A 22,123-nucleotide genomic window follows, 5' to 3' on the forward strand; every position below is an offset into this window, starting at 1 on the left:
GGGATTCCGTCATTTAAAACACTACCGATTGCAGATGGGGAGAAGTATGCCAGTGGACCACACCATCTGACTCGGTCAAGGCGATCGATACCAGGCCACCGCGACAAGGCCCGGTGCGGCACATCCCCGTCTGCGGGCTGTACATGGCACCGTGCGTGGCGCAAATCAGCCAGTGCCCGGTCAAGTCAAAGAAGCGGTTGGGCTGGTAGTCCATTTCCATGGGCACATGCGAACAGCGATTGAGGTAGGCATACGCCTTACCCGCATAGCGGATGGCAAAGGCGTAGCAGGTCTGGCCGCAATAGATCACATCGAAAGGCACGGCCAGCCCGCTGTCCAGCAAATCCGTGGAGTTGCACAAGGCAATGCCGGGGGTGTCGGGGACAGGGATTTGCATGAGGCTTCCTTCCAAGAGTGGCTGCGTCAGGCGTTGGCTTGCAACCAAGCGTCCAATTCCGCCACAGAATGGGCAATTGTCAGGGGGCCCAGCGCGCCAAAACTATCCGGCTCATGGGCGCCATAGCTCACGGCCACACTGGCGCAGCCGGCGTTCACCGCCATTTGCAGGTCGTGGGTGGTGTCCCCGATCATCAGCACCCGCTCAGCAGGCACCCCGAACTCCGCCATCAACTCCTGCAGCATCAAGGGGTGCGGCTTGCCCGCCGTTTCATCCGCCGTGCGGGAACCGTCAAAAATGCCTTGCAAGTCCACATCGCGCAAAGCCTCGTTCAAGCCCCCGCGGCTCTTGCCGGTGGCAACAGTCAGCAGGTGCTGGCGCTGCTTGAGGCGGTCCAGCATCCCCAAGACACCGTCGAATAGCGTGATGTCGTTCTGATGCACTCCGTAGTGGTGTTTGTAGCGCGCCCCCAGCAAGGGGTATTTGTCAGCAGGCACGTCCGGCGCCGCATGGGCAAGTGCCTGCATCAAGCCCATACCAATCACGTAGGACGCATCTTTGTCTCTCGGCACCGTGCCGCCTACGTCTTTCACTGCCAGTTGAATACAACGGGTGATCAACGCAGTGGAGTCAAACAGGGTGCCATCCCAGTCGAAGGCTATCAAATCAAAACGGCGGGGGCGGAAGGTAGGGAGTGTCATGCTGCTATTTAATCTTGAACCGGTGTCATTGCGCCGCTGGCTTGCGGAATGGCCCGCACCAGAAAACGGGCAAGCTCTGTCGGCAAGTCGGTCTGCAAGACCACCCGCTCTCCGGTCGCCGGGTGTTTGCACTGGAACCGCCAGGCATGCAAAAACATGCGCTTGAGCGGCGCAGCACTATCGTCGCGGGCCAAGGCCTTGTTGAGCTCAAAGTCACCATACTTGTCGTCGCCCGCAATCCCCATCCCCTCGGAGGCGAGATGCACGCGGATCTGGTGGGTGCGCCCCGTCTTGATGGTGACTTCCAGCAAAGAAAAGGGCCGCTGCTGCGGAACCTGCGCCACGCTGGCCGGTGGAGTGACCGAGTGCACCTTGACCAGACTCAAAGACGGCATGGCGTCCGGGTGGTCTTTAGCCACCACGCGCACACGGCGCTCGCCATCCGGCAGCAGGTACTTTTGCAAAGACTTGTCGAGCACCTTCTTGTTAGAGGGCCAAGCTCCCGCCACCAGCGCCAGATAGGTTTTACCGGTCTCCCGCTCCCGGAACTGGTCTTGCAAATTTTTGAGCGCACTCCGCTTCTTGGCTACCAGCAGAATTCCACTGGTTTCGCGGTCCAGCCGGTGCACCAACTCCAGAAAAGTCGCCTGAGGGCGGGCCATCCGCAGCTGCTCAATCACCCCGAAGCTGACCCCGGAGCCGCCATGCACCGCCACACCGGCCGGCTTGTCGACGACTAGAAAGTGATCATCTTCAAACAGAACCGGAAAGTCTTTAGCCGGCACAAACCGACCCGCCTGCTCCGCCATGGCGGCTGTTTTCTGCTCGGCCCGCTCCGAAGTCCGCACGGGCGGCAGGCGGACCACGTCACCCACCGCAATGCGCGTATCCGCACTCGCCCGCCCTTTATTGACCCGGACTTCGCCGCTGCGAATGATGCGATAGACGTGCGTTTTGGGGACGCCCTTGAGCTCCCGCATCAAAAAATTGTCCAAGCGCTGGCCTGCGCTGTCCTCATCGACCGTCACAGACTTGACTTGGGAGTTGGAAGAAGGGACGACCGAGGGAATATTGCCCCCTATAATGTGTTTCACTAGCGACGCGCCGTAAGTGGTTGATTTATCTGGAGTTTAGTCCACACCCCACTGAACGCAGCGCTGGAAGGTCGAAGCCCCCGCCGGGAACCACCTGTAAATCACACGCCATTTGCCTGTGATGGCAGGGACACCCGATGGGCAAGCCGACGAATTGAAACCCTGATACGGAATACCCCAAGTCTGCCAACCCACGGTTGGCGGGCGGAATGAAACGAGATGTTTGTGTTGCTAAGCCTGATGACCATGTGCCTGCGGAGCGTATACGCTCCGTTTGTTGGCACAAATCGGCCTGCAGCCCCGGTACCACCTGCGCAATCAGCTATCATTTTGATAGCGAATTCACGAACGCATTCCCTCGTCCCCATCCACGCGCCTACGCTTCGACACCTCGTGTGACCTGAAGTTCTCCGGCAATTCCTCCTCACTTCAATTCGTCAGTCCGGCTTCGTGAGCCCCCACAGGGCATGTACTTATTGAAGAAGGATGCAATCCATGAAACGGATGCTGATTAACGCCACGCAGGCTGAAGAACGCCGCTTGGCCATCGTCGACGGACAAAAACTCCTCGACTACGAAATCGAAATCGAAGGCCGCGAACAACGCAAGGGCAATATCTACAAAGCGGTCGTAACCCGCGTAGAGCCCTCCCTGGAAGCCTGCTTTGTAGACTACGGCGAAGACCGCCATGGTTTCCTACCCTTCAAAGAAATCTCGAAGCAGTATTTCCAGCAAGGCGTGTCTGCGAGCAATGCCCGCATCCAGGACGCGATCCGCGAAGGCCAGGAACTGCTGGTGCAAGTGGAAAAAGAAGAGCGTGGCAACAAGGGCGCAGCCCTGACCACCTTTATCTCCCTGGCCGGCCGCTACGTGGTGCTCATGCCCAACAACCCCCGTGGTGGTGGCGTCAGCCGTCGCATCGAGGGTGACGACCGTGCCGAGCTCAAAGAAAACATGGACCAGTTGGAATACCCCAACGGCATGTCCATCATCGCCCGCACCGCCGGTATCGGCCGCAGCGCGCCAGAGTTGCAGTGGGACCTGAACTACCTCTTGAAACTCTGGGGCGCCATTGACGGCGCCTCCAAGGGTGGCAAGGGCGCTTTCCTGATTTATCAGGAATCCAGCCTCGTGATCCGCGCGATCCGCGACTACTTCAACAACGACATTGGCGACATCCTGATCGACACCGACGACGTGTACGAGCAGGCCCAGCAGTTCATGGCCCACGTCATGCCCGAGCACGCAGCCCGTGTGAAGCGCTACCGTGACGACGCCCCGCTGTTCAGCCGCTTCCAGATCGAACACCAGATCGAGTCCGCCTACGCCCGCACCGTGACCCTGCCATCCGGCGGCGCCATTGTGATTGACCACACCGAAGCTTTGGTGTCAGTGGACGTGAACTCGGCCCGCGCTATCAAGGGCGGCGACATCGAAGAAACCGCCACCCGCACCAACCTGGAAGCTGCTGACGAAGTGGCCCGCCAGATGCGCTTGCGCGACTTGGGCGGCTTGATCGTGATCGACTTTATCGACATGGAAGAGTCCCGCAACCGCCGCGAAGTGGAAAACCGCTTGCGCGACGCGCTGCGCCAGGACCGCGCCCGTGTGCAGTTCGGCACCATCTCCAAGTTCGGCTTGATGGAAATGAGCCGCCAGCGCCTGCGCCCGGCACTCTCCGAAGGTGCGTCCATCCCCTGCCCGCGTTGCGGTGGTTCCGGCCACATCCGTGACACTGAATCCAGCGCCTTGCAGATTTTGCGCATCATCCAGGAAGAGTCCCTCAAGGACAACACCGCCTCGGTGCTGTGCCAGGTTCCCGTGGAAGTGGCTTCGTTCCTGCTGAACGAAAAGCGCACCGAGATCGCCAAGATCGAGTTGAAGCAACGAATCAACGTGTTGATGGTGCCCAACAAGACCCTGGAAACTCCCAACTACAAGTTGGAGCGCTTGAAGCACGACGACCCGCGTCTGGACCACATCGAAGCCAGCTACAAGATGGCCGACGATATGGAAGAGGCCACCGGCGTGACCCGTCGCTCCCAAGAGCCTACCAACAAGCAAACGCCTGTGATCAAGGGCGTGTTGCCCGACGCTCCAGCCCCTATCGCACCGCCCAAGGCGGAGCCGGTGAAAGTTGCACCCGTTGCAGCCGCCAAACCTGCAGCAGTGGCCGCGCCAGCGGCAACCGGCTTCTTTGGATGGCTCAAGTCCTTGTTTGCAGCGCCCGCTGCCGCTCCAGCCCCTGCAGCACCCGCTCCGGTGAAAACCGAAGAAAAGCGTGAAGCCCGCAATGGCCGTGACGGCGGCCGTGAAGGTGGGCGCAATGGCGGACGTAACCAACGCGGTGAACGCTCTGAAGGCCGTGGCGAAGCTCGTAACGAAGCCCGTCCGGACAGCCGTGGCGAGCGCACCGACCGCGGCAACCGCAATGAGCGCGGCGACCGCAATGCCCGTCCTGAACGGGGCGAGCGCACCGAACGTGGCGGCCGCAACGAGCGAGGTGATCGCAACCCGGCCAACCGCCAGGATCGCATGGACGCAGACCCCGCTAAAGCGCTGAACACGGAAGTCACCCTGCAGGCTGACGCCTCGGGCATGCAAGCAGCTCGCGAAGGCCGCCAGGACCGTGGCAACCGCAACGAGCGCGGCAACCGCGGCCCCCGCAATGGCGAGCGCGCTGAAAACCAGCCCCGCAACGCCGACTCCGCACCTGAGGCCGCCCCCCAGATGCTAGTAGACGGTGCAGCGCCTGCTGGAGATCCAGCAGCTGAAGGACGCGAACCCCGCGAAGGTCGCAACAGCCGTGGTCGCGGACGCCGCAACGACCGTGCGCCCCGCCAGGATGAAGGCCAGACCTCCATGCCTGCGGACGCCACTGTCTCCGAAGCTCAAGACTCCGCGCCTGCCGGAGAAAGCGCACAGGACCAGGTTGCCGGCCAGGAACCCCGCGAACGCCGCTCCCGTGACCGCTATGGTCGCGACCGTGGCAACCGCGGTCCCCGTGGCGAAAATGGCGCACGCAATGCCTCGGACACGGCTGCCACCGAAGTGCCAGCGGTAACACCGGAAGCGACTGCAGCGCCCGAAGCCATCGCTCCAGCAGCGCCCGCCGCTGCGCCAGTAGTGGCACCGGCACCTGTTGTAGCTGCACCTGTGGCAGCCCCCGTTGCCGCACCGGCACCGGCACCTGCACCTGCACCTGCACCGCAATCAGCACCTGCTGCAGCGGGCCGCATGCCCAAAGTGGAAGGCTACAGCTTGCCGACTGCCGCGTTGGTCGAAGTAGCCACCGGTTCCGGTTTGCAATGGGTGAACTCAGATGCCGACAAAATTGCTGCCGTGCAAGCAGCCATTGCCGCAGAACCCAAGCCGGTCCACGTGCCGCGCGAGCGCCCTGCGCCTGTCGTGCTGGACGAAGGTCCCCTGGTGTTGGTGGAGACACGCCGCGACCTGCGCGACATGAAGCTCCCGTTTGAAAACGATCAGCCGGCCTGACGGGCACACCCGGACATCGCCTTGCGCGGTGTCCCAAAGAAAAAGGGCACCTCGGTGCCCTTTTTCTTTGGGTGCCCGGCAGTTGCCGGCAAGGGCTAGAAAATGTCTACGGCGCCGATCTTCAAAGCCTCGGCAAAGAAGCCCTTGCGCACCAGCTCGGCATGGCTGAACACTTTGTTTTGTCCGTGGTGCTGGCCGTAGTCCACCGCCCGCTCCGCGCGCTCCAGCGCCGTGCTGGGAGAGTCGTCGGGGGTCACGCGGGTGAATCCGGCGCAAATGGTCAAACGCCCGACCTGGGGGAAGTTGAATTTTTCAATATTGGCCCGGAAGCGCTCGAAGGCAGCCTGGACCAGTGCCTCATCCGGGCAATGCATCAGCACTGCAAACTGCTCCCCGCCAAAGCGGTAGAGACGGTCATAGGTGCGGAAGGTATTGTTCATGATGCGAGCAACGAGCAAAAGCACTTCCTCAGCAATCAGGTGACCATTCTGGTCATTGATGGTGCCGTAGTTATCCACGGAAATCGTGCCCAGCCAGTAGTTGGGCGGTACACGGTGGCGTCGCTCCTGCCCGGCTGCCAAAACCGCCTGGCGAGCGGCGGCGGAACTCTCTTCCAGCTCACCGAGCTCCTCCAAAACAGCACTGTAAAAAGTGTCATCCAGCGACTTGCGGTTGAGCAAGCCGGTCAAAGCATCGCGGTCACTGTAGGCCAGTAGCCGGTACATATTGCGGAACACCCGTGCCAGGTCGGCGATCAACAGCAAATGATCGTCCTGGAGTGCGCTGGCCGAATGAATCTCCAGCACCCCTTCCACATCGGCCGTGGGGTCTGCAAACAAAGGCAAATAGGTGATGCGCGGGCCGTCCTCGCCGGCCCAGGCAATTTCTACTTTCTGCTGCTGCTGGATGCAATGCAAGCGATCCCGGTTGTCTTCCAGTAACGGCAGGGTCTGAAAGTCGATGCGCAAGGGGTCTACCACCTTGCCGCCGCCCCGGGCATCCAGAACGGTGATGTCCATCCAGCGCTTGACGCCCTCCTCACTGACGACCTTGGAGATCAGTACCCGCTGTATCGGGACGAGGTCAATCAGTGCTTTGGAAAGCGTGAGTTCCAACAGGTCACGGTCGCGATGGTCCGTGAGTTTGATGAGGTGTTCAATGAGTGAAGCCATGAAACCATAATAGCCCTAACGCGTGGCCGCGTCACCATGGGTTTACGCCCTGGCGGCTGACCGGTAGGCTTCGGCTGCGGCTTTCGAGTCCAGCCGGTTTTCTGCCAAATCGGCCAAGGCCAGCCAGGCGCGCCGCTTCAAACCGGCGTCTTTGAGCATGGGGATGGCCTGCTTCAGCAAGGCTTGTGCTTTGCCCCATAGCGACAGCCGAACACACATCACGCCGGCCAGGTACTGGAGCAGCGGATCCCCCGGCAGGGCCATCTGGGCCGTTTCAATGCGTGACAACCACACCGCATCCGGAAGCGCATCGGACGATCCGAAGCTCATCTCCAGCACGCTGGTGAGCCTTACCCGTTGGTCATAGCTCAAGCCACTGCCTTGGGCTTCCCACAAGGGGAGCACCCAGAGGCGGGCCACCGACACATCACCCTGCAGACGCAGCCAACGCTCAGCGGCCTCCAGGGCCACATCGGGCAGCACCCGCTCAGCGGGGTCCAAGGCTGACCAGGCTTGCTCCACTTGAGCAGCATCATGCGCGCTCCGAAGCAACTCCAACGCCAGGCCACGCACAATGCCGGCCCCCGCCACCTCTGAAAAAGCGCGGTGCTTGGTCAACACCCGTGCTGCGTCTAGGGCGACCCGGCTGTTGCGCGCCTGACGGGCAGCCTTGAAGCGCAGGCGCAATGCAATCGTGCGGCGGGCCGTGCCCACCGGCAATTGCTCCAGCCATTGCACCGCACCCGCAGCGTCGCGGTCCTCCAGCGCCCAGCGCGCGGCTCGCAACTGGACACCGTCGCGCAAATCGCTGGCCTCTTTGCTACCGGCTTCGTCCAGAGCACGCTGAAAATGGGTTTCGCGGACCGTGCGATCCTGCAGGGCGTGAGCGCTTTCGGCCGCGAGCAAGTGCGCCAAGGTGCGCAGCCGTGTGGCATCCGGCAGCGCGTCACCGCCTGCCAGCATGGCGTCTTCAACCGCTACCACTACTTCAGCAGACTTGCGTGCGCGGACAAAACGCCCGGCAACCAGGTGAGAAATCGAGTCGAGCAGCCCGGAATAAATCGTCCGCTCTTTGTAGCTCAGGCGCCAACGGCGGGCTTGCTGCGGGATGTTGAACAGCCCCGACAACGCCCGTAGCGCCAAGTGCAGGGTCACGAATGCGAGGGCCACACCCAAGAGCACCAAATTCAGAGAAAGGTCTATCCGGTAGGGTGGCCAATACACGGTCACCGTGCCCTGGTTGCTACCGGCAAACAGCGCAGCGACCACCGCCATGCCAAACAACGCCATTAACCACAGAGCAAAGCGCATGGTCAGCGTCCTGCCGCGGCGGTGGTGAGTGCCGCCAGCGTTTCATCCACCCGAGGGACCTCCAGGGTCCGCATCTGGACTTGCAGCACTTGCAAAGCGGCCTGGGCCGCTTGTGTTTTGCGGGATGCGCCGTCGAAGAAACGGGTCAGCGAGCCGGATGCAGCCGCCAGATCGGAGCGGGCAGCTTCGGTTTGCCGGGCCAAGAGGCCCAAGCGCGCATTCAGCACCTTGAGCTTGAAATTTTCACGCACAAAAAATGCCTGCTCGGGGGACATCAAGGCTGCGTCGGGGTTGTCGATGGTGCTGACCCGCACCAGGCTACGCACTTCGTCGCGCACTACGGCTGCCAAACGCCCCCACCACCCGGTCCACGACTCCTGCGGCTGGCGGTCCAACACCGGTGCAGATTTGGCTGAGGGCAGCGCATTGGCCACCGGCAACTCATCTGCCAGTGACACCAGTTCGTCGAGCTTCACCAACATGGCGGGCGTGTCAGAAAGCGCGGTCCCCTTGATACGGACAACATCTTTTGCTATGGCACGCTGGATCGGTGTCAAGCGAGGCTGTGCCGCCCGCGCAATGCGAAGCTCGGCAGATTTGAGAGATGCCAGCAAAGGCTCTACGCTGCCTGTCAGCTGCGCTTGCTGCTGGGCCAACCGCAGAGACGACTCGATGTCCACCACCAGGTTTTCGTCCCGTGAGCGGGAGAGGCTTTGCATCAGCTCTTCGAGCTGAGTGCGCTGCAAGGCCACCTCGCTCAAACGAGCATCCAGCACGGCGATCTTGGCCGCGGTTTCAAGCGCCAGCTCTTGGGCCTGCTTGGCCGTCGAGCGGGCTTCTCCGGCCTGGCTGCCGGACTCTGCCGTCTGGCGCGCCAACTGCTCTTGAATATTCCCGAGCTTCTGCCATAGCAAACCGCTACCGATCACACCGGCAACCGCCACCAGGGCGACGCCGCGCAACCAACGACGCGAAGACTTCACTGTCGGAAGTAAGGCTCCGGCAGACGGGCTGTCTGCAAGAGGAGATGCGGTCGCGGCAACAGGCTCAGGAGCTACTGGATTCATTGCAGGGATTCTATCGACGCCAGGAGCGCCGCCAGCACAGGTTTGGACTCCCGCACCTGCCCGAAACCAGCCTCACGGGCCGCCTGGCCGATGCGGGCGTGGGTCACCACCGCTTTCGCCTCTCCCCAGCCTTGCCCGGGGCAGCAAGCCTGCAGGTTGCGCACCGCTTCAGAACTGCTGAATACCCAAACCGTTCCATCACTGGCCGCGCTACAGGCCCGGGCTACCGTTTCAGCATCCCAGACCGGGCGCTGGCGCTCATAGGCCACCACAAACTCCACCTCACCGCCAGCCGCCTGCACCTGGCGCGCAAACCAGTCGCGCCCCAAACCCTCGTCGCTGGCACCTTCATCGACCGTTGTACCCCGCACGATCAGCACGCGATAACCGGGAGTCACGCGATCGCGGACCACCGCCCACAGAGCCTCGGAATCAAACTGACCGGCGTAGTGGTCCGGCGCGTCGATCCAGGCGGTCTCGGCCCCCACCCGTTGCAGGGCGGAGTAGCTTCCGGGGCCGGTCACAAACGCTCTTGTTTTGATAGCTGCTTGCGCAGTAAATACGGGGGCTTGAGTGCTTTTTCCTTCAAAAAAGTAATGCACGGCGTTGCGACTGACAAACATCGCTGCATCGCAACGCCCCAAGCGCTCCCAAGCCGATGCCACCGCACCAGCGTGTGCACTTGCGCGGACATCGATCAAAGGCAGGGACTGCGCCTCATAGCCTGCATCACCCAGCGCTTTGAGCCAGGGAGCAGCTTCCGATTGGGGGCGGGTGATTACAACGCGCATAGTGACCTCACACGGCTTGCGCCGACACGCCGGCCTGGAGTGCCCGGGCTACTTGTTCGCCCAGCGCCGTGGCGGAGGCTGTATCGGTCGCCGTGCCTTGGGCACTGGCATACACCACGGGCTTCACGCCTTCGGCGTCGCCCCAGGCCGCACGGATGTGCAGTTGGTCGCCATGGAGAGTGGCGTATGCGGCTAGCGGCATGGAGCAACTGCCCCCCATCATGCGACTGACAGATCGCTCGGCACACACCGCCAACCACGTCGGCAAGTGCACCAGGTGCTGCAATGCCCCTTCGACATCGGCACGGTCACTGCGAATCTCAATCCCCAAGGCGCCCTGCCCTGCGGCGGGCAGCATCTGCTCAGGCTCGAACACGGCGCGGATGCGGGACTCCAGCCCCAAACGTTTGAGCCCTGCGGCAGCCAACACGATGCCGTCGTAGAGACCTTCGTCCAGCTTGCGCAGCCGGGTGTCGAGGTTGCCGCGCAGGGGTTCGATCTTCAGGTCCGGGCGCATGGCGCGCAGCAGGGCCACACGGCGCAAGCTCGAAGTCCCCACCACGGCACCTTGGGGCAAGTCCATCACACTGGCGTAGGTACTGGACACCCAAGCGTCGCGCGGGTCCTCGCGCTCCATGACACAGGCCAAGGCAAACCCATCGGGCAACTCCATCGGAACATCTTTGAGCGAGTGCACTGCGAGGTCCGCACGCCCCTCTTCGAGCGCGACCTCCAGCTCTTTCACGAACAGACCCTTGCCACCCACTTTGCTCAGGGAACGATCCAGAATCTGATCCCCCTTGGTGGTCATGCCCAACAGGGTCACAACTGCGCCGCTTTGGGTCAGCAAGGCTTGAACATGTTCGGCTTGCCAGAGCGCCAATCGGCTCTCTCGGGTGGCGATCGTAAAAGTGGGCAAAATCGTAACTCGGCTGTAATCGGAAATATGCCTTCGATGCTAGCATGGGCGCGTTCCTTGCTTCAGCCGAAGCCTCTCTCACCTCACCCCCAGACCTATGAATAAAGCACCTGCCGCAGAAACGGCCAAGCGCACAAAAGACAACGAGCGTCCCTTGGTAGAAGACATCCGCCTCCTCGGGCGCATTCTGGGGGATGTGATCAGAGAGCAAGAAGGCGTAGAAGCCTACGAGCTGATCGAAAAAATCCGGACCCACTCGGTCGCCTTCCGCCGCGATGCCGACCAGGAAGCCGACAAGGCCCTCAAGAAACTACTCAAGAGCCTTTCCGGCGACCAGACAGTGAGCGTGATCCGCGCATTCACTTATTTCTCTCACCTGGCCAACCTGGCCGAGGACCGCCACCACATCCGCCGCCGCGCCGTGCATGAACGGGCGGGCGACACGCAGGAGGGCAGCATCGAAGTCGCCATGTCCCGCCTGCGCTGGGCCGGCATTGCCCCTAAAACAATTTCCAACACCTTGGCACAGAGTTTTGTGTCGCCGGTGCTCACGGCCCACCCCACCGAAGTCCAGCGCAAAAGTATTCTGGATGCCGAGCGCGACATTGCCCAGCTGCTGACCCAGCGCGACGAGATCAAGCAACGCGCTGGCACTATCGACAGCAAAAAAGACGCCCTCACCCCCAAGGAGCTGGCCGCCAACGAAGCCCAGATGCGCGCCCGCGTCATGCAGCTCTGGCAAACCCGCTTGCTGCGCTTCTCCAAGCTCACCGTGGCCGATGAAATTGAAAACGCCCTGAGCTACTACGAGTCCACCTTTTTGCGTGAGATCCCCAAGCTGTATGCCGAGCTCGAAGGCATGCTGGGCAACCAGCCGGTGCACAGCTTTTTGCGCATGGGCCAGTGGATTGGTGGCGACCGTGACGGCAACCCCAACGTCAGCGCACAAACCTTGGAATACGCCCTACGCCGCCAAGCCGAAGTGGCTTTGCGCCACTACCTGACCGAGGTGCACTACCTGGGCGGCGAGCTGTCCATTTCTGCCATGTTGGCCGACTGCACCCCCGAAATGCAGGCCCTGGCCGAGCGCTCCCCCGACCAGAACGCCCACCGCAAAGACGAGCCCTACCGCCGCGCCCTGACCGGCATGTATGCCCGCCTGGCCGCCACCTTGTCTGACCTGACCGGCACCGAAGCCGCCCGCCACGCCGTGGCTCCGCAAAACCCCTACCTGCTGGCTGAAGACTTTGTGGCCGACTTGCGGGTCATCGAAGCGTCTCTCAAAGCCAACCACGGTGCCGCCTTGACGGCCCAGCGCCTGCACCCGCTGATTCGCGCAGTGGAGGTGTTTGGCTTCCATCTCGCTACCGTCGATCTGCGCCAGAGCTCCGACAAACACGAAGAAGTGGTTGCCGAACTGCTGGCGACCGCGCGGGTCCATGCCGACTACAGCAGCCTCACTGAAGACGCCAAGCGCAGCCTGCTGCTGGGCTTGCTCAATGATGCCCGCCCCCTGCGGGTCCATGGCGCCGAATACTCGGCCCATGCCCAAGGCGAACTGGCCATTTTTGCCATGGCCAAGGTCATGCGCGAGCGCTTTGGCGTGGAAGCCATCCGCCACTACATCATCAGCCACACCGAGACGGTGAGCGACTTGCTCGAAGTGTTGCTACTGCAAAAAGAAGTCGGCCTGATGCGCGGCACCCTGGATGCAAGTGGCATTGCCGACCTGATCGTGGTGCCGCTGTTTGAAACCATTGAAGACCTGCGCAACGCGGCACCCATCATGCGTGAGTTCTATGCGCTGCCGGGTGTGGCTGACTTGGTTAAGCGCGGCGGTGGCGAGCAGGACATCATGCTGGGCTACTCCGACTCCAACAAGGACGGCGGCATCTTCACCAGCAACTGGGAGCTCTACCGCGCCGAGATCGCGCTGGTCGAGCTGTTTGATGTGCTGGCCGCACAGCACAAAATCCAGCTGCGCATGTTCCACGGCCGTGGCGGCACGGTGGGCCGCGGCGGCGGCCCGAGCTACCAGGCCATTTTGGCCCAGCCCCCCGGCACGGTGCGCGGCCAGATCCGCCTGACCGAACAGGGTGAGGTGATCGGCTCCAAATACGCCAACCCGGAAATCGGCCGTCGCAACCTCGAAACTCTGGTCGCCGCCACGCTGGAGGCCACCCTGCTGCAGCCCACCAAATCGGCCACCAAAGCCTTCCTGGAAGCTGCCGCAGAACTGTCGGGCAACAGCATGGCCGCGTACCGCGCCTTGGTCTACGAAACCCCCGGTTTCACCGAATACTTTTTCAGCTCCACGCCTTTGCGCGAAATTGCCGAGCTCAACATCGGCTCCCGCCCCGCATCACGCAAGGCATCGCAGCGCATTGAAGACTTGCGCGCCATTCCTTGGGGCTTCAGCTGGGGCCAGTGCCGCTTGACCCTGCCCGGTTGGTTTGGCTTTGGCTCGGCAGTGCAAAAGTTCGTGGGCTCCGGCACAGCTGCCGAGCAAAAGGAGCGCGTCGCACTGCTGCAAAAAATGTACAAGCAATGGCCGTTTTTCGGCACCCTGCTCTCCAACATGGACATGGTGATGGCCAAGAGCGATCTGGCATTGGCCTCGCGCTACTCCGAGCTGGTGAGCGATGCGCGGCTGCGCAAAAAAATCTTCACCGCAATCGAAGCCGAATGGCAGAGCACCGCCCAAGCCTTGGCAACCATCACCGGTGAGAAAAACCGCTTGGCCAACAACGCAGCGTTGCAGCGCTCCATCAAGCACCGCTTCCCGTACATCGACCCCTTGCACCACTTGCAAGTGGAGCTGGTGCGCCGCTACCGAGAAGGCAAGGCGGATGAGCGGGTGCAGCGCGGTATCCATATCTCGATCAACGGCATCGCGGCCGGCTTGCGCAACACCGGCTGACCGGAAGTCGCCAAAAAGAAAAAAGGGCCCTCGGGCCCTTTTTTACTGCCTGGTTGCGGCCCGCTCAGCGCCAGCGGGCTTCGATGCGGGCGTATTCGCCGTTTTTGCGGATGGTGTCCAGCCCCGCATCGAACTTGGCAATCAAGGGCTCCACACCCGGATATTTCTTCGAGAATGAGAGGTACAGGCTGGGCTCCAGCAATACGCCGCGCAGCCGGAAGCTCTGGCCCAGCGTCGGGTTGTTGGAAGCGATCTCTGTGGCTACCCGGTCAAACACCAGCGCATAGTCCACCCGCCCGGCCACCAGCTTGCGCAAAGTCGTAAGGTCCGAGGTCGCCACATCCCGCACCATGGCGGGGTCACCATCAAAGGCGGCGCCATAGTCGTAGCCGTTGGTGACCCCCACCCGCTTGCCCCGCAAGGCTTGCACATTCATGGGGGCAGCAGAGCCATCGCTGCGGCCGTAAATACCGATTCGGGCGCGAAACAGGTGGTATTTGTGCCACAGGTATTGGTCTTCGGTGCGGGAGTCGCGCAGGGTATCGAAACAACCGGCCAGCTTGCCCGCCTCCACCTCGCGCATACAGCGGGCATAGGGCAGCGGAACCAACTCCACCGGCACTCCTGCAGCCGCCCACGCGGCGCGGACCAGGTCCACCGCAAAGCCAGCAGGCTTGTCGGCCTGCACGTAGGAGTAAGGGCGCCAATCGTCTTCAGCACCAATGCGGATAGGGGTGCCACTCTGCTGGGCCCAAACCGCCGGCAGGGCAACGCCCGCCCACACCCACCCCAGCACCCATCTGACAACCGGATTCATTGCGAAATCAGCCCCCGCACCGACGACAGCTGCCGCCGCGAGACCGACAACACTTCGTCCAGCCCCTGCAAACGCACGGCCCAACCCTCGCCCTCTTCCGTATCGAAATGCTTTTCCAGCGAGCGCACCATCTTGCGGGCCACCAGCGCGTTGCGGTGGATCCGGATGAACTGCTGGCTGTACTTTTCCTCCAAGTCATTCAGTGCGCCGTCCAGAATGTAGCTGCGGCTCGCGGTGCGAACGGTGATGTACTTGAGCTCCGCCTTGAAATAAAGCACCTGGGTCAGCGGCACCCTTTCGGTCCGGTTGCGCTCCTGGATGACCAGCACCTCTTCTGATGCCAAATCGGCCTGCAGCGCCCGTTTTGAATGCGCATAGCGCTCTGCTTTTTGTAGCGCCAGCTGCAGCCGCTCCAAGCGCACAGGTTTGGTCAGGTAGTCCACGGCCTCCAGGTCAAAGGCGGCCACTGCGTGCTCGGCGTGCGCGGTCACAAACACAATGGCAGGCGGATACGGCAAGGCGCGCAAGGTGTTGGCCAGCGACAGACCGCTGTCACCCGGCATGTGAATGTCCAGAAAAACGACATCTACCGGCTGCTGGCGCATGAGGGCTGCGGCCGACTCGGCATTCGGCGCCTCCGCAGCGACGTGGACTGCCGGATGACTGCAGTCGCCCAGCAGCGTGCGCATGCGCGCGCGCGCCAAAGGCTCGTCGTCGACCAGCATGACCCTGAGAAGGGTGTCAGGCTGCATTGCAGTCATAAAGGCACCTCCATGCGTACTTGGTACACACCGTCTTTTAATCCGCTTTTGAATTGTCCCTGCACATCATGCAACAAAGCTAGGCGTTCTTGCACATTGCGCAGCGCCAGCCCATGCCCGTGTGCCCCCTGACCGGCAGGCACGGTGTTGGTGACCTTGATCAGCACCACCGAGCCCTTGCAGCGTGTCGAAATTTTGACATCCGCACCCGTCGGGCTGGGCTCCACCCCATGGCATACCGCATTTTCAACCAGCGGCTGCAAAATCAAGGGCGGCAGGCGCGCAGCATCGGCCAGCGGGTCCAGGTCCCACTGCACCCGAAGGCGGTCCCCGAATCGCACTTGCTCGATGGCCAGGTAGCGCTGCGCCAAGGTCAGCTCTTCGCCCAAGCTGACTGCGCTACTCGCGTCTTTGAGCGCGTGGCGGAACAAATCGCTCAAATCCTCCAGCAGCGCCTCTGCCTTGGCCGGCTCTGCGCGCACCAAGGCAATGGCGCTGTTCAGGGTGTTGAACAAGAAATGGGGACGGATGCGGGACTGCAGCTCGGCCAGTCGGGCCGCGGTGTCTGCCGGGGTGCGGCTCTTGGCTCGCATTACCAGCGCAGCCACCAACAAGCTCGACAACAGTGCGCCGGAGAACACACTGGCCACCCATGGAACGCGCTCCAACAAGCCGGTGAGTGCCAGCAAACCGCAGCCATAGCCTCCCGCAATGCCGCCCAGGCCCACGGCCAACCCGTACTGCACCGCTTTGGGCTTGCCCGCCAGCCAGCGCTTGGCAATGCAGGCCGACAACAACCACGCCAAGGTGCCGGGCAATGCCGCACCGGTGACGAGTGCCAGGCGGGCCACCCAGTCCCATAGGCTACTGGCACCATACATGCTGGCAACCGCCAGGGAAACCTCCACAAACAACACCGCCCGCAACACGACCCCGATGTGGCAGGCATCAAACACCAGCACCGGTGCAGACGCAGGCGAGGCGGGCACCTCGCGCGGGGTCAGGTCTTGGAACGTCGATAATATTTGGTTGTCGTTCATGTCCACCGGATTTTGACTCCATTCCTGAAAAGCGCCTCCCATGTCCCAAAACCAATTCGATAAAAAGTCCCAAGCGTGGTCCGCGCTGTTTTCTGAGCCCATGAGCGACTTGGTCAAGCGCTACACCTCCAGCGTGTTTTTTGACAAGCGCCTCTGGCAGGCCGACATCACCGGCAGCCTGGCCCATGCAGAGATGCTGGCCGCGCAAGGCATCATCAACGCGGAAGACCACGCCTCCATCCAAAAAGGTATGGCGCAGATCTGGGGCGAAATCGAATCCGGTGCCTTCGAGTGGAAGCTGGACTTGGAAGACGTGCACCTGAACATCGAAGCCCGCCTCACCCAGCTGGTGGGCGATGCCGGCAAGCGCCTGCACACCGGCCGCAGCCGCAACGACCAGGTCGCCACCGACGTGCGCCTGTGGCTGCGCGGAGAAATTGACCTGATTGGCGAGCTGCTGGTGGACCTGCAGAAGTCTCTAGTGGATGTGGCTGAGGCGAATGTTGAAGTCATCCTGCCCGGCTTCACCCACCTGCAAGTGGCCCAACCGGTGAGCTTTGGTCACCACATGCTGGCCTATGTAGAAATGTTCAGCCGCGATGCCGAGCGCTTTGCAGAAGTGCGCCGCCGCACCAACCGCCTGCCTCTGGGCAGCGCTGCCTTGGCGGGCACCAGCTACCCGCTGGACCGCGAGCGCGTTGCTAAGACCTTGGGCATGGTGGATGTGAACGGGTCCCCAGCGGTCTGCCAGAACAGCCTGGATGCCGTGAGCGACCGCGACTTTGCCATCGAGTTCACCAGCGCCGCCAGCCTGACCATGGTGCACATCAGCCGCATGAGCGAAGAACTCATCATCTGGATGAGCCAGAACTTCGGTTTCATCAAGATTGCGGACCGCTTCACCACCGGCAGTTCCATCATGCCGCAGAAGAAAAATCCCGACGTGCCCGAACTGGCGCGCGGCAAGACCGGCCGTGTGGTCGGCCACCTGATGGGCCTGATCACCCTGATGAAGGGCCAGCCCCTGGCCTACAACAAAGACAACCAGGAAGACAAAGAGCCGCTGTTCGACACCGTGGACACGCTCAAAGACACACTGCGCATCTTCTCTGAAATGATCGGCGGCCAAGTGAATCCAGCCACCGGTAAAAAAGAAGGCGGCATCAGCGTGAACGCTGAAGCCATGGAACGCGCAGCACTCAAGGGCTACGCCACTGCCACCGACCTGGCCGACTACCTGGTGAAAAAGGGCCTGCCCTTCCGCGATGCGCACGAGACCGTAGCCCACGCCGTGAAGGCGGCGCAGTCGCATGGCTGCGACTTGTCGGAATTGCCGCTGAATGTGCTGCAGGAGTTCAACCCCAGCATCGAGAAAGATGTGTACGAGTGCCTGAGCCTGCGCGGCTCGCTCAACGCCCGCAACATCTTGGGCGGCACGGCGCCAGCGCAGGTACGGGCGCAAGTGGCGCGGCATCGGGCGCGCTTGGTTTAGTTAAAGACAAGCAGCCTTAAGCCACTGCAATGCCTAGGCCATAACCGACAAGGTTGTGGCCTTTTTTATTCAAACTGCGTTCGGGGAGTCGGATGTTGACGAAGCAGCCTCTGCGGGTGGTGACCTGGAATTGCAATGGTGCACTACGGAAAAAGTGGCCCCGACTTGCCGAACTGCAAGCCGACCTGTATATCGTCCCAGAGTGTGAAGATCCTTCGCAAACCCGCGACTTCGCCTACAGAGCGTGGGCAAGCAACCACCTTTGGACTGGGATCAATAAAAACAAAGGGCTGGGAGTTTTTGCTTCTCCAGAACTAAAGCTGCAGCCAGTGAAGCTGGATCTATCCCCGCTGGAGCTCTTCCTGCCCTGCATCGTGAACGACCGCTGGCCGCTGCTTGCCACTTGGACCAAGCAGGCCAATTCACCCAACTTTGGGTACATCGGACAACTTTGGAAATTTCTTCAAACACACCGAGAGTTTCTGCGTCACCCGCAAGCCATGCTCGTGGGTGACTTGAACAGCAACTCCATATGGGATGAGTGGGACCGATGGTGGAATCACTCCGATGTGGTACGCGAACTCTCTGAGTTGGGTCTCACTAGCTGCTACCACACACACTTTGGTGAAACGCAAGGCAAAGAATCTCGCCCCACCTTCTTCCTGCAGCGCAAGGTCGCGAAGTCTTATCACATTGACTACGCATTTACTGCGGATCAGTGGTCGGTTCAAAGTGTCCATATCGGACAAGCTGCAGAGTGGCTACAGGACAGTGACCACCTCCCAATGGTGCTCGACCTCAACCCACGCGACAAGGCTGAATTACATAAAAATAACTGCTAGCCCCTACCCCACATGGTATTCACGCTACGAAATTAGTAGCGAGTGATCTGCGGGTCAGTTGTTCAGTACCCGCTCCAAATCGTCCGCCAGATGGTCCACTGCCTCTTCGGTGGTAGCCCAAGAGCACATAAACCGCGCGCCACCGCCGATGAAGGTGTAGAAGGTCCAGCCCAACGCCTTGAGGCGGGCAATGGCGGGTTCGGGCAGGTTGACGAACACGCCGTTTACCTCGGTGGGCAGCAGCAGCTCGGCACCGGCGATGCCGGCGATACGCTCAGACAGCCGGTGCGCCATGGCGTTGGCGTGGGCGGCGTGGCGCAGCCAGGTGCCATCGGTCAGCATGGCGAGCCAGGGGGCTGAGAGGTAGCGCATCTTGGAAGCCAGCTGCCCGGCCTGCTTGCAGCGGTAAGAAAACTCTTCGCCCAGCTTGCGGTCAAAAAATACAATCGCCTCGCCAATCGGCAGGCCCATCTTGGTGCCGCCAAAGCACAGCACATCCACCCCTGCGCGCCAGGTGATGTCGGCCGGCGCCACCTTGAGGGCGGCCACGGCGTTGGCGAAGCGGGCACCGTCCATGTGCACCTTCAGGCCGTGTTCTTGGGCGATGCGGCTGATGCCGCTGATCTCCCCCTTCTGGTACACCGAGCCCATCTCGGTGGACTGGGTGAGCGTGACGACCTTGGGCCGGGGGTAGTGCACATCGGTGCGGCGGGTGATGACTTCGAGCACGCCGGCCGAGGTGAGCTTGCCGTGGCGGTGCGGGGCAGAGAGCAGCTTGGAGCCGTTCGAGAAAAACTCGGGCGCGCCGCATTCGTCCGTCTCCACGTGGGCGGTGTCGCTGCAGATCACCGCTTGGTAGGACTGGCACAAGGACGCCAGCGCAATTGAGTTGGCAGCCGTGCCGTTGAACACAAAGAACACTTCGGCATCCGCCTCAAACACCTCACGAATGCGGTCGCAGGCCAAGCGGGTAGCGTCGTCATTGCCGTAGGACGCCGCAAAGCCGGTATTGGCGGCCATGAACGCCTGCATGGCCTCGGGGCAGATGCCGGAGGTGTTGTCGCTGGCGAATTGCAGGTGGTAACCGGGCGTGGTGGTGGTCAAAGTGGTCATGGCGGTGTAATATCGTTTTAGCGGATATTTCCGGTATATCGAACAAAAATCCATTTTACCGACCAACACGACGATGATGCAAGCCCCCTACCCTGTGCCCGCCAACGAAGGCCCACCCGCTGTGGGCCTGACGCTGCAAACCGCCCGTAAAGCGCAAAAGCTGTCGCTCGATGAGCTCTCCAAACGCGCGGGGGTGTCCAAGTCCATGCTTTCCGAGGTAGAGCGCAACCAGGCCAACCCGACAGTGGGTGTGCTCTGGCGCCTGGCCACGGCGCTGGGCATCAGCCTCACCGACCTGCTGGGCACTAGCACGGCAGGCAAGGCCCACCCCACCGTGGAGCTGGTGCCGGCCCACACCATTCCGGTGACCACCAGCCCCGACGGCAAGTGCACGCTGCGAATCCTGGGGCCGATTGCGTTGGCGGGCCGGGTGGAGTGGTACGAGTTGGCCGTGGAGCCCGGCGGAGTGCTGGCCTCTGAGCCGCACGAGGCGGGCGCACGCGAGCACCTGTCCGTCATCACCGGCAGCCTCACGGTGCAGGCCGCCGACAGCAGCAAACTCCTCAAAGCCGGTGACAGCGCGCGCTACGCGGTGGATGTGCAGCACGCCATCAGCAACACCGGCAAAGGCATGGCCAAGGCGGTGCTGGTGGTAGAGCACCTGGGCTGAATTTTATATAAAAACAGGCTCTAGCCCCCGTCGAATATGCGCAAGAAGCTACTGAAACGATAGCAAATCAACCCTGCAGCTTCCAGGGCTCGCTCGCAAAGCGCTCGGCCAGAAAGTCCAGCAAAGCCCGCACTGCGGGCGAGAGGTGCTTGCGCGAGGGGTAGAGCGCGTAGATGGACATCATGGGCAGCTGCCAGTCCGGCAGCACCTGTTGCAAGCTGCCATCGGCCAAGTGCGGGCTGGCCAGGTAGGTGGGTTGCATGGCCACCCCGCCACCGGCGAGGGCAGCGCGCAGCAAGGCGGTGGCCTCGTTGGCACTGAAGTGGCTGCCCACGTGCACCTCGGCGTGTTCATCCCCACGCTGCAGCTTCCACACGCTTTTGCCGAAGTTGGCGTAGCTCAGGCAACGGTGGGTCTGCAAGTCTGTGGGCTGCTGTGGCGTGCCCTGCTGTGCCAAGTAGCCGGGTGAAGCCACCAGCACCGAGGCACAGGGCGCCAACACCCGGCCGATGAGCGCCGGGTCCGGCTCAGCGCTGATGCGGATGGCCAAGTCGATGCGCGCCTCCACCAGGTTGAGTGCGCCTTCACTGGCATTGAGGTCGATCTTGAGTTGGGGGTAAAGCGCCAGAAAGACGGCAATTGCCGCCGCCAGCTCCGCATAAGCGAACGACATGCTGCAGGTCACCCGCAGTTGCCCGCGCAAGGCGCCGTCGTGGCGGCTGGTTTCTTCTTGCACGTTGTCCATCAGGGCCAGCATTTGTTGGCTGCGGCGCAGGCAGCTCTCGCCAGCGTCGGTGAGCGTGACGCTGCGGGTGGTGCGCTGCAAGAGCCGTGCACCCAGCCACTGCTCCAGCTCGGCCACGTAACGCGTCACCATGGCGCGGGACATGTCCAGCTTGTCGGCCGTGGCACTAAAGCTGCCACTCTGTGCCACCTCCACAAACACCTGCATGGCGGTCAAACGGTCCATGATTTGCTCTATTTATGAAACAGTAATGGCCGGATTATCTGGTTTATCTGCGCGGATATTGAAATTAAAGTTCACTCCAACGCTGATGAGACCTCTTTCAAAGCGCCTAACTACCACCAGGAGTTCACCATGATCCGCACTACCGTTATCGCCGCATCGCTGGCCATCGCCTTCACCTCCCTGTCTGGCGCGGCCCACGCCCAGCAGCCACTCACCGTCAAGGTCTACAACACCGACGGCAACAGCTTCAACGTCAATTCCACACTGGTGTATGGCCAGAAAGACGCTGTCGTCATCGACGCCGGTTTCACCCGTGCCGACGGCTTGCGCATTGCCGCCAACGTACTCGACAGCGGCAAAGAGCTCACTACTATCTACGTGAGCCAGGCCGACCCCGATTACTACTTCGGTGTGGAAGCCTTGAAAGAAGTGTTCCCCCAGGCCGACGTGGTGACCACACCCGCCGTGCTGGGCAAACTCGCGCCCAAGCTGGCTGGCAAGGTCGCATTCTGGGGCCCCAAAATGGGTGCCAACGCCCCCCGCAAACC

19 protein-coding genes are annotated in these 22,123 nt (G+C 61.9%); 6 read left to right on the top strand and 13 right to left on the bottom strand.

Annotated elements, in window-relative coordinates; all coding sequences use genetic code 11:
- Positions 1-13: 13 nt before the first annotated feature.
- Genes QZW03_RS05415 through QZW03_RS05425 form a run of 3 tightly spaced genes read right to left on the bottom strand, consistent with a single transcriptional unit; the run spans position 14 to position 2,180 of the window.
- Positions 14-397 carry a Rieske 2Fe-2S domain-containing protein gene (locus tag QZW03_RS05415; RefSeq protein ID WP_296508942.1) on the bottom strand — a complete coding sequence of 128 codons (384 nt, stop codon included), beginning with the start codon at positions 395-397 and terminating at the stop codon, positions 14-16.
- A 26-nt stretch (positions 398-423) separates the two neighbouring features.
- Positions 424-1,098: an HAD-IA family hydrolase gene (locus QZW03_RS05420; protein WP_296508943.1), complete on the bottom strand. Its 675-nt coding sequence runs from the start codon at positions 1,096-1,098 to the stop codon at positions 424-426.
- A gap of 8 nt (positions 1,099-1,106) precedes the next feature.
- Positions 1,107-2,180 carry an RluA family pseudouridine synthase gene (locus QZW03_RS05425; RefSeq protein ID WP_366481384.1) on the bottom strand — a complete coding sequence of 358 codons (1,074 nt, stop codon included), beginning with the start codon at positions 2,178-2,180 and terminating at the stop codon, positions 1,107-1,109.
- 507 nt (positions 2,181-2,687) lie between these two features.
- Between QZW03_RS05425 and QZW03_RS05430 the strand changes: the two genes are divergently transcribed.
- Positions 2,688-5,690, top strand: a complete 3,003-nt coding sequence (locus QZW03_RS05430) for an Rne/Rng family ribonuclease (RefSeq protein ID WP_296508944.1) — start codon at positions 2,688-2,690, stop codon at positions 5,688-5,690.
- A 95-nt stretch (positions 5,691-5,785) separates the two neighbouring features.
- On the opposite strand, the gene QZW03_RS05435 is transcribed toward QZW03_RS05430, so the two are convergent.
- From QZW03_RS05435 to hemC, 5 genes are read right to left on the bottom strand one after another with little or no spacing between them, the layout of a single operon-like run.
- Complete coding sequence (locus tag QZW03_RS05435; protein WP_296508945.1) at positions 5,786-6,862, bottom strand: GGDEF domain-containing protein; 1,077 nt, start codon at positions 6,860-6,862, stop codon at positions 5,786-5,788.
- 42 nt (positions 6,863-6,904) lie between these two features.
- Positions 6,905-8,173 (bottom strand): heme biosynthesis HemY N-terminal domain-containing protein, encoded by a 1,269-nt coding sequence (locus QZW03_RS05440; RefSeq protein WP_296508946.1) that lies wholly within the window; start codon positions 8,171-8,173, stop codon positions 6,905-6,907.
- A gap of 2 nt (positions 8,174-8,175) precedes the next feature.
- Positions 8,176-9,240 carry a uroporphyrinogen-III C-methyltransferase gene (locus QZW03_RS05445; RefSeq protein WP_296508947.1) on the bottom strand — a complete coding sequence of 355 codons (1,065 nt, stop codon included), beginning with the start codon at positions 9,238-9,240 and terminating at the stop codon, positions 8,176-8,178.
- A complete protein-coding gene (locus tag QZW03_RS05450; RefSeq protein ID WP_296508948.1) occupies positions 9,237-10,031 on the bottom strand; it encodes a uroporphyrinogen-III synthase in 795 nt (264 codons plus the stop codon). Before QZW03_RS05450 ends, QZW03_RS05445 begins: the two co-directional genes overlap by 4 nt.
- A 7-nt stretch (positions 10,032-10,038) precedes the next feature.
- A complete protein-coding gene (hemC, locus tag QZW03_RS05455) occupies positions 10,039-10,950 on the bottom strand; it encodes a hydroxymethylbilane synthase (protein ID WP_296508949.1) in 912 nt (303 codons plus the stop codon).
- A gap of 97 nt (positions 10,951-11,047) precedes the next feature.
- On the opposite strand from hemC, the gene ppc reads away from it, so the two are divergent.
- The gene (gene ppc, locus QZW03_RS05460; RefSeq protein WP_296508950.1) at positions 11,048-13,870 is read left to right on the top strand and encodes a phosphoenolpyruvate carboxylase; all 2,823 of its coding nucleotides are present in this window, start codon (positions 11,048-11,050) and stop codon (positions 13,868-13,870) included.
- Positions 13,871-13,934: 64 nt separating this feature from the next.
- Here ppc and QZW03_RS05465 read toward each other — a convergent pair whose 3' ends face one another.
- The 3 genes from QZW03_RS05465 to QZW03_RS05475 are packed head-to-tail and all read right to left on the bottom strand — an operon-like array spanning position 13,935 to position 16,488.
- A complete protein-coding gene (locus QZW03_RS05465) occupies positions 13,935-14,687 on the bottom strand; it encodes a transporter substrate-binding domain-containing protein (protein WP_296508951.1) in 753 nt (250 codons plus the stop codon).
- Entirely contained in the window at positions 14,684-15,448 is a 765-nt protein-coding gene (locus QZW03_RS05470) for a LytTR family DNA-binding domain-containing protein (RefSeq protein ID WP_296508952.1), read from the bottom strand. Before QZW03_RS05470 ends, QZW03_RS05465 begins: the two co-directional genes overlap by 4 nt.
- The gene (locus tag QZW03_RS05475) at positions 15,445-16,488 is read right to left on the bottom strand and encodes a histidine kinase (protein ID WP_296508953.1); all 1,044 of its coding nucleotides are present in this window, start codon (positions 16,486-16,488) and stop codon (positions 15,445-15,447) included. Before QZW03_RS05475 ends, QZW03_RS05470 begins: the two co-directional genes overlap by 4 nt.
- Before the next feature lie 40 nt (positions 16,489-16,528).
- On the opposite strand from QZW03_RS05475, the gene argH reads away from it, so the two are divergent.
- Together argH and QZW03_RS05485 are read left to right on the top strand one after the other, a co-directional pair.
- Entirely contained in the window at positions 16,529-17,980 is a 1,452-nt protein-coding gene (gene argH, locus QZW03_RS05480) for an argininosuccinate lyase (RefSeq protein WP_296508954.1), read from the top strand.
- A gap of 92 nt (positions 17,981-18,072) precedes the next feature.
- Positions 18,073-18,822, top strand: coding sequence for a hypothetical protein (locus QZW03_RS05485; RefSeq protein ID WP_296508955.1), 750 nt, complete (start codon positions 18,073-18,075; stop codon positions 18,820-18,822).
- A 54-nt stretch (positions 18,823-18,876) separates the two neighbouring features.
- Here QZW03_RS05485 and QZW03_RS05490 read toward each other — a convergent pair whose 3' ends face one another.
- Positions 18,877-19,935: a low specificity L-threonine aldolase gene (locus tag QZW03_RS05490; protein ID WP_296508956.1), complete on the bottom strand. Its 1,059-nt coding sequence runs from the start codon at positions 19,933-19,935 to the stop codon at positions 18,877-18,879.
- A gap of 73 nt (positions 19,936-20,008) precedes the next feature.
- Here QZW03_RS05490 and QZW03_RS05495 point away from each other — a divergent pair, with 73 nt between their 5' ends.
- Entirely contained in the window at positions 20,009-20,605 is a 597-nt protein-coding gene (locus QZW03_RS05495) for a helix-turn-helix domain-containing protein (protein ID WP_296508957.1), read from the top strand.
- Positions 20,606-20,672: 67 nt separating this feature from the next.
- On the opposite strand, the gene QZW03_RS05500 is transcribed toward QZW03_RS05495, so the two are convergent.
- Positions 20,673-21,575: a LysR family transcriptional regulator gene (locus QZW03_RS05500; protein ID WP_296508958.1), complete on the bottom strand. Its 903-nt coding sequence runs from the start codon at positions 21,573-21,575 to the stop codon at positions 20,673-20,675.
- Between the two features lie 129 nt (positions 21,576-21,704).
- Between QZW03_RS05500 and QZW03_RS05505 the strand changes: the two genes are divergently transcribed.
- The coding region (locus tag QZW03_RS05505; RefSeq protein WP_296508959.1) for an MBL fold metallo-hydrolase at positions 21,705-22,123 on the top strand (419 nt) is incomplete at its 3' end.

Origin of the sequence: Rhodoferax sp. (genome assembly GCF_013297935.1) — a bacterium.
Classification (GTDB): domain Bacteria; phylum Pseudomonadota; class Gammaproteobacteria; order Burkholderiales; family Burkholderiaceae_C; genus Allorhodoferax.

Coding starts and splice junctions, on each gene's coding strand:
- QZW03_RS05415 (WP_296508942.1), bottom strand. CDS start 397: ATGCAAATCCCTGTCCCCGACACCCCCGGCATTGCCTTGTGCAACTCC.
- QZW03_RS05420 (WP_296508943.1), bottom strand. CDS start 1,098: ATGACACTCCCTACCTTCCGCCCCCGCCGTTTTGATTTGATAGCCTTC.
- QZW03_RS05430 (WP_296508944.1), top strand. CDS start 2,688: ATGAAACGGATGCTGATTAACGCCACGCAGGCTGAAGAACGCCGCTTG.
- QZW03_RS05435 (WP_296508945.1), bottom strand. CDS start 6,862: ATGGCTTCACTCATTGAACACCTCATCAAACTCACGGACCATCGCGAC.
- QZW03_RS05440 (WP_296508946.1), bottom strand. CDS start 8,173: ATGCGCTTTGCTCTGTGGTTAATGGCGTTGTTTGGCATGGCGGTGGTC.
- QZW03_RS05445 (WP_296508947.1), bottom strand. CDS start 9,240: ATGAATCCAGTAGCTCCTGAGCCTGTTGCCGCGACCGCATCTCCTCTT.
- QZW03_RS05450 (WP_296508948.1), bottom strand. CDS start 10,031: ATGCGCGTTGTAATCACCCGCCCCCAATCGGAAGCTGCTCCCTGGCTC.
- ppc (WP_296508950.1), top strand. CDS start 11,048: ATGAATAAAGCACCTGCCGCAGAAACGGCCAAGCGCACAAAAGACAAC.
- QZW03_RS05465 (WP_296508951.1), bottom strand. CDS start 14,687: ATGAATCCGGTTGTCAGATGGGTGCTGGGGTGGGTGTGGGCGGGCGTT.
- QZW03_RS05470 (WP_296508952.1), bottom strand. CDS start 15,448: ATGACTGCAATGCAGCCTGACACCCTTCTCAGGGTCATGCTGGTCGAC.
- QZW03_RS05475 (WP_296508953.1), bottom strand. CDS start 16,488: ATGAACGACAACCAAATATTATCGACGTTCCAAGACCTGACCCCGCGC.
- argH (WP_296508954.1), top strand. CDS start 16,529: ATGTCCCAAAACCAATTCGATAAAAAGTCCCAAGCGTGGTCCGCGCTG.
- QZW03_RS05485 (WP_296508955.1), top strand. CDS start 18,073: ATGTTGACGAAGCAGCCTCTGCGGGTGGTGACCTGGAATTGCAATGGT.
- QZW03_RS05490 (WP_296508956.1), bottom strand. CDS start 19,935: ATGACCACTTTGACCACCACCACGCCCGGTTACCACCTGCAATTCGCC.
- QZW03_RS05495 (WP_296508957.1), top strand. CDS start 20,009: ATGATGCAAGCCCCCTACCCTGTGCCCGCCAACGAAGGCCCACCCGCT.
- QZW03_RS05500 (WP_296508958.1), bottom strand. CDS start 21,575: ATGGACCGTTTGACCGCCATGCAGGTGTTTGTGGAGGTGGCACAGAGT.